At 70.3% G+C, this 18,200-nt stretch carries 12 protein-coding genes; 9 read left to right on the top strand and 3 right to left on the bottom strand.

Annotation, left to right across the window (positions count from 1 at the left end):
* Nucleotide 1: 1 nt before the first annotated feature.
* A complete protein-coding gene (locus ACZ7OI_RS08145; protein ID WP_470263393.1) occupies nucleotides 2-2,299 on the bottom strand; it encodes a non-ribosomal peptide synthetase in 2,298 nt (765 codons plus the stop codon).
* On the bottom strand, nucleotides 2,292-3,617 hold the full coding sequence (locus tag ACZ7OI_RS08140; RefSeq protein ID WP_470263392.1) for a condensation domain-containing protein: 1,326 nt from the start codon (nucleotides 3,615-3,617) through the stop codon (nucleotides 2,292-2,294). Before ACZ7OI_RS08140 ends, ACZ7OI_RS08145 begins: the two co-directional genes overlap by 8 nt.
* 70 nt (nucleotides 3,618-3,687) lie before the next feature.
* Between ACZ7OI_RS08140 and ACZ7OI_RS08135 the strand changes: the two genes are divergently transcribed.
* The 9 genes from ACZ7OI_RS08135 (at nucleotide 3,688) to ACZ7OI_RS08095 (ending at nucleotide 16,692) form a co-directional block, all read left to right on the top strand.
* Complete coding sequence (locus ACZ7OI_RS08135) at nucleotides 3,688-5,934, top strand: amino acid adenylation domain-containing protein (protein WP_470263391.1); 2,247 nt, start codon at nucleotides 3,688-3,690, stop codon at nucleotides 5,932-5,934.
* Nucleotides 5,935-6,147: 213 nt separating this feature from the next.
* On the top strand, nucleotides 6,148-7,935 hold the full coding sequence (locus ACZ7OI_RS08130) for a non-ribosomal peptide synthetase (RefSeq protein WP_470263390.1): 1,788 nt from the start codon (nucleotides 6,148-6,150) through the stop codon (nucleotides 7,933-7,935).
* Nucleotides 7,932-9,182: a cytochrome P450 gene (locus ACZ7OI_RS08125; RefSeq protein ID WP_470263389.1), complete on the top strand. Its 1,251-nt coding sequence runs from the start codon at nucleotides 7,932-7,934 to the stop codon at nucleotides 9,180-9,182. The genes ACZ7OI_RS08130 and ACZ7OI_RS08125 overlap by 4 nt, the downstream gene beginning before the upstream one ends.
* Nucleotides 9,179-10,696, top strand: coding sequence for a lyase family protein (locus ACZ7OI_RS08120; protein WP_470263388.1), 1,518 nt, complete (start codon nucleotides 9,179-9,181; stop codon nucleotides 10,694-10,696). The genes ACZ7OI_RS08125 and ACZ7OI_RS08120 overlap by 4 nt, the downstream gene beginning before the upstream one ends.
* Nucleotides 10,686-12,950, top strand: a complete 2,265-nt coding sequence (locus tag ACZ7OI_RS08115) for a pyridoxal-phosphate dependent enzyme (protein WP_470263387.1) — start codon at nucleotides 10,686-10,688, stop codon at nucleotides 12,948-12,950. Before ACZ7OI_RS08120 ends, ACZ7OI_RS08115 begins: the two co-directional genes overlap by 11 nt.
* Complete coding sequence (locus tag ACZ7OI_RS08110; protein ID WP_470263386.1) at nucleotides 12,947-14,032, top strand: GntG family PLP-dependent aldolase; 1,086 nt, start codon at nucleotides 12,947-12,949, stop codon at nucleotides 14,030-14,032. The genes ACZ7OI_RS08115 and ACZ7OI_RS08110 overlap by 4 nt, the downstream gene beginning before the upstream one ends.
* Nucleotides 14,020-14,949, top strand: coding sequence for an ornithine carbamoyltransferase (locus ACZ7OI_RS08105; RefSeq protein WP_470263385.1), 930 nt, complete (start codon nucleotides 14,020-14,022; stop codon nucleotides 14,947-14,949). Before ACZ7OI_RS08110 ends, ACZ7OI_RS08105 begins: the two co-directional genes overlap by 13 nt.
* Nucleotides 14,942-15,145 (top strand): MbtH family protein, encoded by a 204-nt coding sequence (locus ACZ7OI_RS08100; RefSeq protein ID WP_470263384.1) that lies wholly within the window; start codon nucleotides 14,942-14,944, stop codon nucleotides 15,143-15,145. Before ACZ7OI_RS08105 ends, ACZ7OI_RS08100 begins: the two co-directional genes overlap by 8 nt.
* Nucleotides 15,142-16,692, top strand: a complete 1,551-nt coding sequence (locus ACZ7OI_RS08095; protein WP_470263383.1) for an amino acid adenylation domain-containing protein — start codon at nucleotides 15,142-15,144, stop codon at nucleotides 16,690-16,692. The genes ACZ7OI_RS08100 and ACZ7OI_RS08095 overlap by 4 nt, the downstream gene beginning before the upstream one ends.
* Nucleotides 16,693-16,733: 41 nt before the next feature.
* Here ACZ7OI_RS08095 and ACZ7OI_RS08090 read toward each other — a convergent pair whose 3' ends face one another.
* A complete protein-coding gene (locus ACZ7OI_RS08090; protein ID WP_470263382.1) occupies nucleotides 16,734-17,582 on the bottom strand; it encodes a phytanoyl-CoA dioxygenase family protein in 849 nt (282 codons plus the stop codon).
* Nucleotides 17,583-18,200: the final 618 nt, after the last annotated feature.

The raw sequence follows: 18,200 nt of genomic DNA, 5'->3' as shown, positions 1-18,200 counted from the left end.
GTCAGCGGCGGCGGGTCAGGGCGGGCCGCGACCTGCCGCCGCGGCCCGCGGCGGCAACGACCTGGGCCACGTGCGCCACGGTGTCGGCGCTGATCAGATCGGCGACCTTGACGTCGATGGCGAACCGGCGATTCAGCCTGCTCGCCACCTGGATCGCGGCCAGCGAGCCGCCCCCGAGCGCGAGGAACGAGTCGTGCGCGGCGGGCGCCTCGTCCAGACCCAGTACCTCGCGCCACACCTGCCCCACCCCCGCCACCAATTCGTCGGCGACCGGCACCGGCCGCGCCGCGCTCCCGTCCAGCCGGGCCAGTGCCCCGCGGTCGATCTTGCCGTTCGCGTTGAGCGGCAAGCGATCCAGCACGGTCACGCGCGAAGGCACGATCGCCGCGGGCAACTGCCCGGCCAGATGAGCGCGGAGCACCTCCGGCTCGGCGGAGCCGATCACATACGCGGCCAACGCCTGCGCCCGGCCGGAAGCGTCCCGCAACGGCACGACGGCCGCTTCGGACACCGCGGGGTGCGCACGCAAGCAGGCCTCGATCTCCCCCGGTTCGACGCGCACGCCGCCGACCTTGAGCTGGTGGTCGACCCTGCCGACAAGTTCCAGTTCGCCGTCGGCGCGCAGTCGCGCCAGGTCGCCGGTGCGGTACATCCTGGCGCCCGGCTCGGTCGAGAACGGGTCAGGCACGAATCGGCTGGCGGTCAGCGCGGGCCGGTCCTGGTAGCCCCACCCCACGCCGATCCCGCCCATGAACAGCTCGCCGACCTGCCCGACGGCCGCCGGTCGCCAACGGGTGTCGAGCACGTAAGCGGTCTGGCCGCGCATCGGCCTGCCGTAGGGAATCGACCGCCAGGCTGGGTCGACCGCACCGACCTCGAAGTACGTGCTGTCACACACCTCGGTCGCTCCACCGAGGCTGATGAACCTGGCACCGGGGAAGATCCGGCGGACGGCCGTCGGCTGGTCGAGCGGGATCCAGTCACCGGCGACCACGAAGGCGCGCAGGGTGGCGGCGGAACCCGGCCGCCACGCGTTGAGGAAGAGGGTGAGCACGCTGGGCACGGAGTGCCAGACCGTGGCACGTCGCCGCGCCGCGAGTTCCGCCCAGTGCCCGATGTCGTTCTCCCGTCCCCGGTCGGGCAGCAGGACCGCGGCACCGGTGGTCAACGCGGCGAACACGTCGACCACCGTCATGTCGAAGCTGGGCGACGAAACGGTCAGGAACCGGTCTTCCGGTGTGAGTCCGAGCCGGTCCGCGATGTCGGCGATGACGGTCGACGGTCCAGCGTGGTGCAGCAAGGCCGCCTTCGGCTCGCCGGTTGAACCCGAGGTGAAGATGACGTACGAAAGATCCTCGCCCGTGACGCGAACGGGTTCGAAGCGCGGAGCGACCGGCAGTTCCTCCACCGCGTCCAGCACGATCGACGGCACCCTGGTGCCGTCGGGCCCGTCATGCCCGGCCTCGACCAGCAGCAGGTCCACTCGTCCGATCCGGTGGGCGGCCTCCTGCCTCGCCTTGGGCACCAATGGATCCAGCGGCACGTAAGCCGCTCCTGCCTTCAGCACGGCGTACGACGCCACGACCATGAGCGCACCCCGCGCCGCGGCGATCCCGACGCGCCTGCCCGGCCCGATACCCGCTTCCACCAGCTTGGCGGCCAAGGCGTTCGCGAGGCCGTCCAATCGCGCGTAGGTCAGCGCCAGCTCGCCCTGGATCACGGCCACCCGGTCCGGCATCGCAACCGCCACGCGTTCCACGCGGCGGTGGAGCACCAGCGGGTCCACCGCCGATCCGGCGCCTCGGCGCACGGCGTGGACCAGTTCGCGTTCGCTCTTCGCGCGGTAGTCCACCTCCTCGGCGAGCACCTCGTCCGCAGCCGCGGCGAACGCGTTGAGGTGGGCGGCGAGCCTGGCGGGCGCGGCGGGGTCGTCGGATGCCTCGACGGTCGTGACCGTTGTGCGCCAACCACTTTCCACGGGTTCGAACCGGAAGACGACTGCCTCGTCCGAGGTCACCTCGACCGCCGGGCCGGTGACACCGGCGACGCGCACAGCCGCTCGGTGCTCGCCCAGCGACGGGCCTGCGGCGGTGACCTCGACGCGAGACCACTCCGTCGCGCCCACGTCTCGGATCAGGACCGCCGGTACCGGCTCGCCACCGTAGCGCGCGAGCAAGGCGTGCAGCGCCGCGGCGAAGGCCACCGGTGCGGTGTGCGCGGGCGCCACAGCCGCGGCGGCCGTCGTACCGGGACCCGCTGTCCACACCACCGGGTAGACGGAATCGGCGCGGTCAATCACGCGAACCTCCTTCAGCCGTCGACTGCTCGTGCAGGATCCAGACCAGCTCCGCGGTGAACTCGGTGGCCCACTCGCGGTCGAACACCTCGGTCGAGTATTCGGCGCTCAGGTCGAGCCCGGCACCGGTGTCCACGAACGTCACGGTGAGGTCGAACGGGTGCTGGCCCGGGTGCAGGTCGACCTCGGCGGCCGCGACGCCCGGCAGGTCGAGCGCACCGGGTGCGCTGCCTGCCGTGCGCAACTGCATGGTCGTGCCGAAGAGCGGGTTGCGGCCGGGTTTCCGCGGTGGCGCAAGCCTTTCCACCAGCGCGGAGAACGGGACCTCCTGGTCGATCGCGGCGAGCATGGCCGCACCGAACCTGCGCGCCGCCTCGTCGGGCACCGGGTCGTCGGCGAGGTCGCACCGCAGCACGACCAGGTTGACGAAGTACCCGACGAGCAGTTCGAGTTCAGGCTCGACCCGGCCGGCGAGCATGGTGCCGAAGGCGACGTCCGCCGAACCCGTGCGCTCGCGCAGCACGGTAGCGAACGCGGCCGCGAGAATCGAGAACAGCGAGAGGCCGGTCGTGGCGACACGGGTCCGCACCGCGTCCACCGTCTCCGGCGGCACAGCGGTGAGCACCCGGTCCGCGGTGAACCCGGGACGGCGTGGCCGTTTCCTGCCATCAGAGAGGTCGAGCGACGGCACACCTTCGAGCACGAGTGCCCAGTGGTCGAGCGGTCCGGCGAGTTCCTCGGGAGTGAGCCAATCCCGTTGCCACTGAGCGTAATCGGCAAACTGGACCGCCAGCTGCGGCAGGTGACTCTCCGGGTCCTCGCCCGCGCCGAGCGCCCGGTAGGCGGCCGAAATCTCGGCCGCCAGCAGGCGCAACGACCAGCCGTCCGCGACGATGTGGTGCAGCACCAGCGCAAACACGTGCTCCGTATCGGACACCCTGGCCAGCATCGCGCGCACCGGCGGCCCGGCGGAGAGGTTGAACGGTTGCGCGGTCAGCTCTTCGGCGGCCTTCAGCGCGGCAGACACGTCGGGCACGTCGCACACCGGGACCGCGAGCGCGGCCTCGGGCAGCACCCGCTGCCACGCACCGTCGTCATCGCTGGGGAAGACCGTGCGGAGCACCTCGTGCCTGCGAACCAGCGCAGCGAGTGCGGCGCGCAGGAGATCAGCGTCGAGCGGTCCGCTCAGCCGGTATGCGAGCGGGACGTTGTAGGCGCTGCTGCGCGGCGACATGTATTGGAACAGCCATAATGGCTCTTGCCCGAAAGAAAGCGGACCAGTGTCGACCGCGGGCACCACCATCTCCTCCCCCAAATCCACGACCATCGCCCCTGACGAAGACTATGCTAAGAATGCCGTGGCTTCCACACCCAATCGTCCGAGGGGCGCGATGACCCACAATGGCGGAATTCTCGATAAAACGAATTCGACCGGCGAGGTGACGGCGGGCCAGGACCGCGTGGTCGTGCCGGGAGCGCTGCTTGATCGGCTGTCGGCGGCCCTGTCGCCGACAGCCGCGTCGCCGCGGGGGCTCTTCTCCGCGGCCTACGCCCTCCTGCTGCACCGCCACACCGCGCAGGAGCGCGTCGCCCTTGGAACCGACCTGCCTGCCGAGGTCTACGACTTCGAAGGCGTGAGCGTGACCGACTTCGGCACTTTGCTGGCCGCACCCCGGCGGAACGCGGCACCGGACGAGCCGTTGTCGAACCTGACCGTCGAACGATCCGGCGACGGCTGGTCGCTGGCCGCCGCGCCGGCTCCAGGGCTGTTGCCGGGTGCGCTGTCCGGTCTGGTGCTCGGCCGTCTGCCCGGGTTGCTCGCCGAACTGGCCGAACATCCGCTGGCCCGGCTCGACGAGGTGCGTTTCTGGACCGACGCCGATATGGCGCCCGCGGTCGAACCGGTGCAGCCCCACCTGCCCGGGACGGTGCTCGAAGCCATCGAAGCGCAGGTGCGCCGGACACCGCACGCGGTCGCCGTCGAGTTCGGCGCCCACCGGCTGACCTACGCCGAGCTCGACACCGCGGCGGACGAGCTGGCCCGCGCGCTGGCCGCGGGCTCCTGGCCGTTCGTCGGAGTGCACATGGACCGCTCCGCCGAACTAGTGGTCAGCCTGCTCGCGGTGCAGAAGGCGGGCCGCGCCTACGTGCCTATCGATCCCGCGTCACCGCCCAAGCGGGTGCTGCACGCCGTCGCCGACGCGGGCCTCGGCCTGGTGCTCTGCCAGGAGGAGCACCGCGAAAAGCTGGTGGGCCTCGGCGTTCCGGCGCACACACCCGCCGAGCTGGTGAGCACGGGCAACGTGGGCGAGCCGAAGCCACCGATCCCCCATTCGCCCATCTACCTGATCTACACCTCCGGGTCGTCCGGAGAACCGAAGGGCGTGGTCAACCGCCATGCCGGTGTGCTCAACACCATCGGGTGGCGACAGTCGGCGCTGCCGCTGACCCGCGCGGATGCGGTGCTGCAGAAGACCCCGTTCACCTTCGACGTCTCCGCATGGGAACTTTTCTGGCCGCTGACCGCAGGCGCGAGGCTGGTGCTGGCCGAGCCCGGCGGGCACCGCGATCCGCGGTACCTCAAGCGGATGATCCGCGACCGCGGCATCACGGTCGTCCACTTCGTCCCGTCCATGCTGGACGCCTTCCTCGGCGAACCCGACCTGGCCGAACACTGCGGGAGCTTGCGCCGGGTGTTCTGCAGCGGCGAGGCGCTGCCGCCGGCGACCGCCGGTGCCTTCCACCGCACGCTGGCCTGCGAACTGCACAACCTCTACGGCCCCACCGAGGCCTCCATCGAGGTCTCGCACTGGCGGTGCCCGCCGGGGCACACCGGCCCGGTCCCGATCGGGCGCGAGATCGCGGGCACCACCCTGCACGTGGTCGACCGGCGGCTGCGCGGGTTGCCGGTGGGCGCGGTCGGCGAACTGTGCATCGGCGGGGTCCAGGTGGCGTTCGGCTATCACGGCAAACCAGGGCTGACCGCGGACCGCTTCCCGCCCGACCCGTTCGGCGAGGCCGGCGCCCGGCTGTACCGCACCGGTGATCTGGCCCGCAGGCGCCCGGACGGGGAGATCGACTACCTGGGCAGACTCGACGACCAGGTCAAGATCCGCGGCTTCCGGGTGGAGCCCGGCGAGATCGAAACTGCACTGCGCCTCCTCGCGGATGTCACCGCGGCCGCGGTCGTCGCCCGCGACAGCGGCTCGGGCAAACAGCTCGTCGCCTTCGTGACGGGCCGGACGGCCGACGGGATCCGCGAAGAGCTGGCCGCCGTGCTGCCCACGCACCTGGTGCCCGCGGTCGTGGTGGCGAGGGCGGAGCTGCCGCTCAACGCCAGCGGCAAGACAGACCGGCGGGCACTGGCGCTGCAGGCCGTGGATGCGGCGGACGGTCCGGCCGCCGCCGAGCCGAGGAGCCCGCTCGAAGCCACGTTGTGCCGCCTGTTCGCCGAGGCACTCGCCAAACCGGCCATCGGCCCAGACGACGACTTCTTCGCAAACGGGGGCCACTCGCTGGCCGCGGCCAAGCTGGTCAACCGGGTGAACGCCGAACTCGGCACGGACATGGACGTATGGATCCTGTTCGAATGCCCGACCGCGGCCGAACTGTCCCGCGAACTCGAAACCGCGTCGTAGCACGTTCGGCGAGTTTCGGGAAGCGGCCGTGCGGTTATTTCAATTACCAGTGGAACTGTTCTTCACATCCAAACCCGATGCCACCGTATTAGCGAGGTATTCACATCAGGAAAGATGCCTGCTACGTTAGTCGAGGATCATCGATGCACCCGCGGATTCGGCCGCGCGGCCGAATCCAAATGGGGCGGTAAACTCTTGGGGGGCAGCACCGTCGTGTCCGTAGCTCCAGCACTGTCCACCGAGCACGTCTCGATCACCACCCGATTCGCCGAGATGGCGCGCCGTTACCCGTCCGCGACGGCGGTCTCGGGATCCGAAGGCAGCCGCACCTACGCCCAGCTCGATCTGGCCGCCGCCGGCGCGGCGCGGGCGTTGCGGCGGGCGGGGGTGCGGCCCGGTGACCGGGTCGGGGTGTTCGGCGACCGTTCGTGCGATTTGGTCGCCTGCTTGCTCGGCGTGCTCAGGGCGGGTGCCGCCTACGTCGCCACCGATCCGCACGACCCGCCGCCGCGCGTCGAGTCGGTGCTCGCCGACGCGGGCGTCGCTGCGCTGCTGGTCGACATCGAGTCTCCTGTGGACGGTGTCGGCCCGGTGCTCCGGATCTCCGAAATCGCAGCGGCCGAACCGGATGACGAGGACGATTTCCCCTGTGGCACAACGGAACAGCTCGCGTACATCGCCTACACCTCCGGTTCGACCGGCAGGCCGAAGGGCGTGTGCGTGCCGCACCGGGGCGTGCTGCGGCTGGTGGTGGACCCGGATTTCTGGACGGTAGGCCCCGGCGACGTGGTGGCGCATCACTCCCCCGTCGCGTTCGACGCCTCGACCGCCGAGATCTTCACCCCGCTGCTCAACGGGGGCACACTGGCGCTCGCGCCGCCAGGGCGGCTCGGCCCGCGCGAGGTGGTCGCGTTCCTGGCTCGGGCCGGCACCACACACGTGTTCATGACGACCGGCATGTTCCACCAGGCCGCCGAGGCTGATCTGCTCGACCTGCCGTCAGTCCGGCACTTCCTCACCGGCGGCGAAGTGCTCTCCCCCGCGCTGATCCAGCGCGCGGCCGCGCAGCTGCCGCCAGGCTCGCTCAGCGCGGCGTACGGCCCGACGGAGAACACGACCTTCACCACGACGTACCCGATCAGGGACTCGCTCGACGTGAGCGTACCGATCGGCTCGCCCATCCGCGGCGGACGTGCCCACGTGCTCGACGAGAACTTCGACCCGGTGCCCGACGGCGAAGTCGGCACGCTGTACGTGGCCGGGCTCGGTGTGGCGCACGGTTATCTGAACCTGCCGGGGCTGACCGCGCAACGGTTCCGCCCGGACCCGTTCACGGCCGAGCCCGGCGCGCGCATCTACGAGACCGGAGACCTCGTCCGGCACGCCGGCGGCGGCGTGCTCGAGTTCGTCGGACGCGCCGATGGGCAGCTGAAGGTCAACGGCGTGCGCGTCGAACCCGAGGAGGTCGAGGCCCGACTGTGCCGGCTGCCCGGGGTCACGGCGGCCGCCGTGGTGGTCCAGGACCACGGCCCCGGCGACCGTCGGCTCGCCGCGTTCTACGAGGGTCCCAACCCGTTGTCCTCACTGCCTTTGCGCCGAGCACTCGAGTCGGAACTACCGCGGGGCATGGTCCCTTCCTCGTACGTCTGGCTGGAGCGCTTGCCCCTCAAGGGGAACGGCAAGGTCGATCGGCATCAGCTCGGCGCGCACCGGGCCAAGGCTCGAGCCGTGAGCGCCGGCTTCGTCGCGCCCTCCGGCCCGTTGGAGACGGCGATCGCCCTGCTGTGGCGGGACATCGTCGGCGTCGAGCCGATCGGCGCCGACGACGACTTCTTCGAACTAGGCGGGCATTCGCTGACCGCGACCCGGATCACCGGCGAGATGCTGCAGGAATTCGGCGTGCTGGTGAAAGCGCGCGCGTTCTACCTGAACCCGACCGTGGCTGGACTCGCCGCCGAGGTGACGAGGCTCCGGCGGGAGCGCGACGGAACCCTCCGATGAGGACCGAGTTCGCCGGTCCGCACCCCGGCTGGCGCGACGTGGACCTGACCGACCCCCGGTTGTTCGCCGACGGCGAGCCACACGCGGTTTGGCACGCGATGCGGTCAGAAGCGCCGGTGCACAGGCATTTCCTGGCAGACGGGCGCCACTACGTCTCCCTCACCCGCCACGACGCGGTCAAGCGGTTGCTCGGCGACCATGAGACCTACACGTCGCGGCGCGGCAATATGCTCACGATGCTCGACAGCCACGACCCGGCGGCGGATCTGATGATGGTCGCCAGCGATCCGCCGATCCACACCGCGCTGCGCGATCCGCTGGCGAAGGTCTTGTCCCGCAAGGGGATCGAGCACCACGTGCCCGCCGTGCGGAAGATGGCACGCTCACTGATCGGGCGGATCGCCGAGGACGGTACCTGGGACGTCAGCACGGCCGTCGCCGACTTCCCGTTGATGCTCGCGGGTGAGCTGATGGGCCTGCCGCGAGCGGACTGGCCGGAGCTGATCCGGCTCACCGCGAGCGCGGTCTCCCCGGAGGACCCGCACTACGGTGCCGAAGACGGCGAACTTGGGTCCGTCCACCACGAGCTATTCGCCTACTTCGCCGATCATGCGGTCACCGCGCGGGACAGGGACGACCTGATCGGCGAGATCGCCCGCATGCCGCTGCGGGACAGCGGTGTGCGGTTCGACGAGATCATCTACAACTGCTACAACATTTTGCTCGGTGCCACCGCGACCACCCCGCACACCACCGCGACCGCCATCGCTGCCTTCGCCGCGCACCCCGGCGAGTACGACCGGATCACCCTCGGTGACGAGTCAGTGAATTCGACAGTTTCGGAGATCTTGCGCTGGTCTGCACCGGCGACACACGCGCTGCGGCACAGCACGAAGGCCACCGACATCGACGGGTTCGCGATCGCCGAAGGGGAGGCGGTGGTCGGTTGGATCGGCTCGGCCAACCGCGACGATCGGGTGTTCGCCGACCCGCACCGCTTCGACGTCACCCGCGGTCCCAACAACCACATCGCGTTCGGGTTCGGCAGGCACTACTGCCTAGGCGCGCCGCTGACCCGCCTGGCGCTGAACGAGTTCTTCCGCGAGCTTGCCAGGGTGGCGGCCCGATTCGAGATCGCAGGCGAGGTGCGGCATCTGGCCTCGACCTTCATCGCGGGCTTCACCGCGCTGCCGGTGAAGGTACTGCCGCGCCCCGGCGCAGAGCGCGAACTGGCAGGGTGGCGATGAGCGGGCAGGAACTCAGCGGCCGGATCGACCCGACGCCCGCCGCGCTGGTGCACGAAGAGGTGCTCGCTCCCCAGTTCCGCTACGAGCTGCGCACCCTCCTGCCCGGCTACGTCGCGACCGAGAAGGCCTTGCTCGCTGAGTACCTCCGGATGGGCCTGATGGACGCGAAGCAGGTCGTCGCTCACGCGGAGGCATTGGACTCGGTGACTGAGGAGACGCTCGTCGCCGACCCCGCCGGGAACCTCTCTGACATCGCCTTCGCCATCGAGCGCCACGTGGCGCAGAGGGTGCCGGAACCGGCGGCGCGCTGGCATGTCGACCGGAGCCGCAACGACCTGCAGGCCACCGCACAGCTGATCGCGGCACGCCGCCGAACCCTCGGCGCGGCGGGCGAACTACTCCTGCTCGCCGAGGAGGCGCGTGAGGTCGGCGGGCAGACGACCGAGCTGCCGATGCTCGGGTTCACCCACCACCAGGCGGCGCAGGTGATCACCCCCGGGTTCTATCTCGCGGCGCTGGGCGAGCAACTGCTGCACCACGTGCGCAGACTCACCGCCACCCACGACCTCATCGACGCCTGCCCGCTCGGCGCCGGAGCTCTGTCCGGTCAGGAATTGCCGTGGGACCGCGATCGCCTGGCCTCGCTGCTCGGGTTCGCCCGCCCACAGCCGTCGGCGCTGGTGGCGGTCGCGTCGCGCGGCTGGGCGCTGGAAGCGACCGCGGAGCTGAGCCTGATCGGGGTCACCCTGAGCAGGTTCGCCACCGACCTGCTCGCCTGGAGCAGCGGCCGCCACGAGTTCATCGATCTGCCCGACGCGCTGTCCGGCACGTCGTCGGCTATGCCGCAGAAGAAGAACTTCCCGGTGCTGGAACGGATCAGGGGACGCACCGCACACCTGAGCGGGTACCACGTCGACCTCCTGCTCGGCCAGCGCAACACCCCGTTCACCAATCTGGTCGAAGTGTCCAAAGAGGCCAGTCGACACTTGCACGACGGCTTCGACACCCTGGAGTCCGTGGTGCGGCTGCTGCGCGCGGTGCTCGCCGGGCTGGTCTTCCGGGCCGATCGGATGCGGGCCGCATGCGAGGCCGAATACCTGGGTGGTTTCGCGCTCGCCAACGCGCTCGCACTGACCGCGGACGTGCCGTGGCGCACCGCGCAGGTGCTGGCCGGCCGGTACATCAAGGCCGCGCTGGAGCGGAGCCTGCCACCCGGTGAAGCCGACCCCGGACTCCTGCTCTCGGTGCTGGCCGCCGAAGGGTTCACAGCCACCGATCCAGCCGGGATGCTGGCGGACGCCTTCGACGCCGATCGGGCGCTGCACAGGCTTTCATCGTCCGGCTCCGCGCATCCCGCCGAAGTGGCCGCGACCCTGTCCGCACAGGCCGCCGAGCACCGGCGGCTCGCGGAGCTGGTGCGTGAGCGCGAGACGGTGGTCCGGCTGGCGTTCGCCGAGACGGACCGGTTGCTGTCCCTGTCCCCGCACGCCGAGGAGCCCCCGAGTGCGCCATGAGTCCATGCTCGACGTCATCGGCGGCACCCCGCTGGTCCGCCTGCGGGTAGACGCGCCACCGGGTGTCGAGGTGTACGCGAAACTCGAGCTGCAGAACCCGTTCGCGATGAAAGACCGGGTGGCCCGCAACACGTTGCTGGAAGCCAGACGCGTCGGTGTGCTACGTCGCGGCGCCCCAGTGGTGGAGAGTTCGTCCGGCACGATGGCGCTCGGCGTCGCGCTAGTCGGCCGCGCGCTCGGACACCCGGTGCACATCGTCACCGATCCGCGCATCGACCCGACCACGCTCGCGAAACTGCGCGCGCTCGGCTGCGAGGTCGACGTGGTGTCGGCGATGACCTCGCACGGTTGGCAAAGCGCCCGTCTCGAACGGCTCGAGACCCTGCTGCGCGAGCTGCCCGGCGCGTACTGGCCCCGCCAGTACAGCAATCCCGACAACCCCGCCGCATATCGGCAGCTGGCCGCCGAGCTGCGTGCCGATCTGCCGTCGGTCGACGTGCTGGTGGGTTCGGTCGGCTCCGGCGGATCGCTCACCGGCACCGCGCGCGCGTTGCGCCACGAACTGCCCAATCTGCACGTCGTCGGCGTCGACTGCGTCGGCAGCATGCTGTTCGATCAGCCCGACGAACCCCAGCGGTTGCAGAGCGGCCTCGGCAACAGCCTGCACCCGAACAACCTCGACCGACGCGTGCTCGACGAGATCCACTGGCTCAACGACCACGAGGCGTTCGCGGCGACCAGGGCACTCGCGGCGGAACAGCAGATCTTCGCGGGCAACACCTCTGGCTCGGTCTACCGCGTGCTCACCGACGTGGCGGCCCGCGCCGCACCGGGGCAGCGCATCGTCGGGATCATGCCCGACCGCGGCGACCGTTACACGAGCACCGTCTACAGCGACGAGCACTGGGCCTTGCACGACCTGGCCGCGCTGCCGCTCGCCGAGACACCGGAGCCGGTCGACTACGGCACTCCCGTGCAGCGGTGGTCGCGCGCGGTGGTGAAAGTGCCCGAACCGAGCGGCCGGACGTTGCTGTTCGTGGAATCCAACACCACCGGCTCGGGCATGATGGCGCTCGGAACGGCCCGCGACGCGGGATTGCGCCCGGTGCTCGTGACCTCCGCGCCGGCTCGCTACCACGGGCTGGAAGACACCGGAGCGGATGTGCTGGAGTGCGACACACTTTCGCTCCCGGCGCTGCGCGAGGCCGTGCAGCTGGGCTTCCGGCGCGAGGAACTGGCTGGAATCACCACCACGAGCGAGTTCTTCGTCGCGACGGTCGCCGAACTGACCGGCTGGCTCGGCCTGCCGGGCAATCCGCCGTCGGCCGTCGCGACCTTGCGGGACAAAGCGGCACTGCGCGCGCTGCTGGAGCGCACGGGCGCACCTGGGGCACGGTTCGCCGCGATCGGCTCGGCGGCCCAGACCCCGGCCGCGGTGCGCACCACCGGGCTGCCGTGCGTGGTCAAGCCGGTCGACGATTCCGGCTCGGCGAACGTGCTCTTCTGCCCGACCCTCGAAGATGCCACCGCCCAGGTCGAGACCGTGCTCGCAAAGAAGCTGAACACCCGCGGCCAGCAGATGTCCGGGCTGGCTCTGGTGGAGCAGTACCTCGACGGTCCCGAATTCAGCGTGGAGACGTTCACCTGGGCCGGGCGGACGCACTTGATCGGGGTGACCGCGAAACGACTCGGTCCGCAGCCGCGGTTCGTGGAGGAGCGCCACCTGTTCCCGGCGCCGATACCGGCCACCGACCGGGACGCACTGTTCACCGCCGCCAAGACCGCGCTCAAAGCCGCAGGGTTCCAGACGGGTGCCGCCCACACCGAGGTGCGGCTGACCGCGGCAGGCCCAGTGCTGGTAGAGGTCAACCCCCGTGCGGCGGGCGGCATGATCCCCGAGGCCATCCGGCTCGCCACCGGCCTAAGTCTGCTCGACCTGCAGCTGAACGCGGCGATGGGGGTCGAACCCGACCTGACCGCGCGGAAGTCCGGCACCGCAGGCATCCAGTTCCTCCGCGCGGACCGGCCGGGCTTGTTGCGTACTGTCGATGGAGTCGACGAAGCCCTCGCCGTACCCGGTGTCGAACAGGTCGTGGTGACCGCGCGCGCCGGCGCGGAAGTCCGCCCGGCCGAAGACGCGTACGACAGGCTCGGCTATCTCATCGCGCGGGCGAGCACCGCCGAAGGCGTGGCCGCCGCGCTGGACGCAGCCATGGCGCACTGCACCGTGGTGGTCGACGAGGTGGCCTCGTGATCGAGCTGCGAAGCGACACCTTCACCCTGCCGACACCGCGAATGCTGGCAGCGATGACCGGCGCCAAGCTCGGTGACGACGTCTACGGCGAGGATCCGACAGTCGCCGAGTTGGAGGAGCTGTCGGCGGAGCTGACCGGCAAGGCGGCCGCGTGCTTCATGCCCAGCGGCACCATGGCCAACCTGGCGTCGATCATGGCGCACTCCGCACGCGGCTCGAAAGTGCTCGTGGGTGCCGAAAGCGACATCCACGTCTACGAAGCGGCGGGCGCCTCGGCGTGCGGCGGAGTGGGCTACGAGCCGTTGCCCAACCAGGACAACGGCACGATCGCGCTGGACGACCTCGCCGCTGGGTTCCCCGACGACCCGGATGATCCCCAGTTCGCGTTGCCGTCCTTGATCTGCTTGGAGAACACGCAGAACCGCTGCGGCGGTGTCGTGCTCCCCGAGGGCTACGTCGCCCGGGTACGCCGATTCGCCACGGACCGGCAAGTGGGCCTGCACCTCGACGGTGCCCGCCTGTTCAATGCGGCGGTCGCCGTCGGCCGTCCCGCCGCCGACCTGTGCCGCGACGTCGACTCGGTCCAGTTCTGCCTCTCCAAGGGACTCGGAGCGCCGGTCGGCTCGATGGTCGCGGGCACCGCCGAGTTCATCGGACGGGTGCGCCGCGTCCGCAAGATGCTCGGCGGCGGCATGCGCCAGGCGGGTGTGCTCGCGGCCGCCGGGCTGGTGGCGCTGGCCGGGCGCGACCGGCTCGTCGAAGACCACGCGAACGCCCGTCGGCTCGCCGAGGGGCTGGCCTGCATCGAAGACGTCGACGTCGACCCGGCCGCGGTGACGACGAACATCGTGATGTTCCGGATCACAGACCCGGCGTGGCCGTGGCAGCGGTTCTGCGCGAGCGCGGCCGAACACGGGCTGTCGATCGCTGAGCTGGGCCACGGCAGGCTACGCGCGGTCACCCACCTCGGCGTCAGCGAGTCCGATGTGGACCGCGCGCTGGAACTGGTCGACCTGATACTGCACGGCCGCCGAAGCCCCCGCACCACCACGAACGAACGGAGTTCCGGATGCGAAGCCTGATCTCGCTCTCCAGCCTTTCGTCCGGAGAAGTCACCGGGCTCGTCAGCCGGGCTGTCGAGCTAGGACGCGCCGACGAGGTCCCGCGCACGTTGTCGGGCCTCGCGATCGCGCTCTACTTCCGAAAATCCTCCACCCGCACCAGGACCTCGTTCTGGCGCGCGGCGACCAGGCTCGGTGCCGACGTGATCGCCTACGGCCCCCAGGACCTGCAGCTGACCACCGGCGAGACGCTGGAGGACACCGGCCGCGTGCTCGCCGAGTACATCGACCTGCTGGTGGCCAGGACCGACGACCAGCCCGGCGAGCTGACCGCGCTGGCCTCGAACGGGATGCTGGGCGTGGTGAACGCTCTGACCCGCGACGAGCACCCCACCCAGGCCATCGCCGATCTCGCCACGCTCGGCGAGATCTTCGGCGAGCTAGACGGCAGGCACCTGCTCTACCTCGGCGAGGGCAACAGCACGGCGGCGGCGCTCGCACTCGCCGCGGCGCGGACACCTGGCCTGCGCGCCACCTTCGTGACCCCGGCAGGGCACGCGCTGCCGGAACGGCTCGTCGCCGAGGTGGCCGAGTACGCGGCCGACGGCCGGATCACCCAATGCCACCGGGTCGACGACGCGGACGGCAAGGCCGACGCGGTATACACGAGCCGGTGGCAGACAATGGGCGTAGCCAAGGAAAGCGCCGGGTGGCGCGCGAAGTTCGAGCCGCTGACCGTCACCGCGGACATGTTCACCAGGGTCCGGCACCGCGACACGGTCTTCCTGCACGACCTGCCCGCGGTGCGCGGGGACGAGGTCACCGCCGAGGTGCTCGACGGCCCGGACAGCCACGTGTGGCGGCAGTCCTACCACAAGATGACGGCCGCCATGGCGGTGCTGGAGTGGTGTGCAGAGACAGGAGGAAACGATGAGTGAGCAGTTCACCGTGGTGATCAACGAGGAGGAGCAGTACTCGGTGTGGCCCGCTGCCCGCGAGGTGCCCGTCGGCTGGAGCAGGGTCGGCGAAGAGGCGTCCAAAGAGGACTGTCTCGCGCACGTCGAACAGGTCTGGACCGACATGCGGCCGCGCAGTCTCCGGCTGCACATGGAAAGCGCCGGGCGCGACTCGTGACCGCAACGCCGGGAATCGGCGAGACGGCGGCCGGGTGCCGGGTGTCCACCACGACACCGGAACTGATCGCGGACTGGGCGCTGGCCGATCCGGGCGCGCCCGCCGTCATCGACGGGGAGACCGTGCTCAGCCGGGCGGAACTCGGCGACCGGGCCGACCGGCTCGCCGCGGTGCTCGCCCGCTCGGGTGCCGGGCCGGAAACGGCGATCGCCACGTGTTTCGAGAAGAGCGCCGACCTCGTCGTCGCGGAGCTGGCCGTGCTGCGGTCGGGGGCACAGTACGTGCCGCTCGACCCAGCCGCGCCCGCCGCCAGGACGCGGCTGGTGCTCGCCGACACCGGGGCGTCCACCGTGCTGGTGGCCCCGCACCTGGCACGCGCGTTCCCCGCGCCGCCGGGAACGCGCGTGCTCCCCGTCGGCGATCATCTGCCGCACGCCGGACCGGCCGCCGGGTGGCGGCCGTCCGCTCCCCACCCGCTCAGCGCCGCCTACACCGTCTACACCTCGGGTTCCACCGGGCGGCCGAAGGGCGTCGTGGTGCCGCACGGCGCGTTGTCCTGGTTCGTGGCGAACGCCGAGCATACGGGGATCGGACCCGGCGACGTCGTCGCGATGGCGGCCAGCCCGGCGTTCGACGCCTCGACCTTCGAGTGCTGGACAGCGCTGGCGCGCGGGGCGCGGCTGGCCGTGGTGCCCAACGAGGCGCTGCTCACCCCCGGCCTGGTGCAGCGGGAGCTGCGCTCTCGCGGCGTCACCGTGATGTACGTAACCGGAGCGCTGCTCGAACACCTTGCCAGCTGTGAACCGGACTTCGCGGACGGCATGCGCGTCCTGCTGTTCGGCGGGCAAGTGACGAGCCCGCGCGCGGTGCGCGAGATCGCGGCGTGCGCGCCGAGCTGTCTGCTGGTGCAGGTCTACGGCCCGACCGAGACGACGATCTGGTCGGCCGCCCAGCCGGTGAGCGGCGCGGACACCACCGCGCTGCCGCTGGGCGCACCCATGCACCGGTCCACACTGCACGTGCTCGACTCCGCGATGCGGCCGGTGCAGGTGGGCGCGATCGGCGAGATCTTCATCGGCGGTGACGCGGTCTCCCGTGGCTACCACGGTAAACCAGCAGCGACCGCCGGTTCGTTCGTGCCCGATCCGTTCGGCGGCGGCCGGCTCTACCGGACCAGCGACCTGGCCGTGCTGGAGGCCGACGGCCGGATCTTGTTCATCGGCCGGACCGACGACCAGGTCAAGATCCGCGGCCACCGTGTGGAGCCCGGAGAGGTGGCGGCGGCGCTGACGGCGCTGCCCCCGGTGAGCAGGGCAGTCGTGCTGGTGGAGCACCACCCGGTCACCGGCCCGTACCTGGTCGCCTGCTACACCCGCGCACCCGGCGAGGAAGGCGGCGAACCAGCAGTCCTGCGCCAAGCGCTCGCCGAGCAGTTACCGGACTACCTGGTGCCCGCCTCGCTCTTCCCGGTGCAGGATTTCCCTTTCTCCGCCAGCGGAAAAGTCGACCACGAGGCGTTGCGCGCGCTGTGCAGGCAGCACACCTGAGCTCTGCGGTGGGGCGGTTCGCGACCGCCCCACCGCGGTGCTCACACCAGCAGCGCGACCGGCTCCAGCGGTTCGACCGCGCGCTCGGCCAGGAACTCGGGCCGCGGGTTCTCGTCGTTGGTCGGCGGGTTGCCCACCCCGTTGAACGCCATGATCAGCACCGAACGGTCGAACGGCGATATGTTGGGCGCCGAGGCGTGCAACACGTTGGGGTGGAACAGCAACAATGACCCGGCCGGCCCCTTGGGACTGACCATTCCGTTGCGGTGCACCAGGTCCCGGATGACGTCGTGCTCGATCTGGAACTGCTCGCTGGAGGTCAGGGTCGACATCCAGGAAGGTGCCTCTTCATAACCGATCGGCATCTCGTCGGCGGTGCGGCCGGCGAGCAGGCCCTCGTTGTGCGAGCCCGGCACGAATGTCAGCGGGCCGTTGAATTCGGTCACCTCGTCGAGGAACACCGCGAAATTGACCAGATCCGGCTTTCGGATACCGTCCGATTGGAGCCAGTAAATGTAATCCTGGTGCCACTCCCACTGATCTCCGGAAAAGGCCGCTTTGAGGTTTATCTTGGATTGGTGAACGTAGACCTCGTCCGCGATCAACTGTTTGGCCGCTCCGACTACCTGCGGCAACCTGACCAGCCCGCGGACCGCGGCGTCCGTCTGGTGCGGCCCGTATACGGAACGGACGGTCACCCCGTCCCGTTCGAGCACCCGCCGGGGACCGTCCTGTCCGAGCAGCCGGGTGGCCGCAGCACAAACGTCTGAAAATAGCTTTCCAGGAAGGAAATCGGGCCCCAGAAGCAGGTAGCCGTCTCGCCGGTAGGCTTCGACCGACGCCGGGTCGAGCGACCCCGCGTCGGCCTCGTTGACATCACGTACAGTCATGGAATTCCTCGGTATCAAGGGGTGCCGGATATCGTCACTTATCAATCCCCCACCCCGAGCGGTCCGCACAGCGGATTGTCCAGTGCAACCCAAGTTTGCTCGAACGCGTTATTTACCGCAACCCCGAGAACCATTCCAGGATGCCCGCCGGAAGCCGCGGAAGCTATTGAGCGAATAAGAGCAGTATCGGCCCAATGCCTCGAAGCGGACGTCAGCCCACTCGCCCCGCCCGCGCCCGCTCGGCGAGCCGCCGCGCGGTCGGAAAGCCGAACACCCAGCGCTGCGGTATTTCGCGCCCAGCGCCGCCCGCACCTCGTGCACCACCCTGGCCACCAGCATCTAGAACCCGCCGAGCCGGAAGAAGTTGTCGTCCATGCCGACGTAGCATGTCGCGCCACACCGCCGCGAGGGTCGTCTCCACTTCGTCGACGGGCGCGGCCGGCCCTCATCCGGTTCGGCCCCGGGCAACCCGTTCTGGTCGACCTTGCCGGTCGGGGTGAGCGGCAACTCGAGCACCACAGGGCAACTTGCCCGGCATCGCATGCGAAGGCAGCTCCCGCGTCAGGTGGTCGCGCAGTTCGCCGGCGACGACGCGGTTCCGTCGGGAACGACTCAAGC

This window comes from Amycolatopsis sp. NPDC114503, from assembly GCF_055633655.1.
The sequence above is the reverse complement of the archived record's forward strand: the minus strand, read 5'-3'. Positions and strand labels throughout refer to the sequence as shown.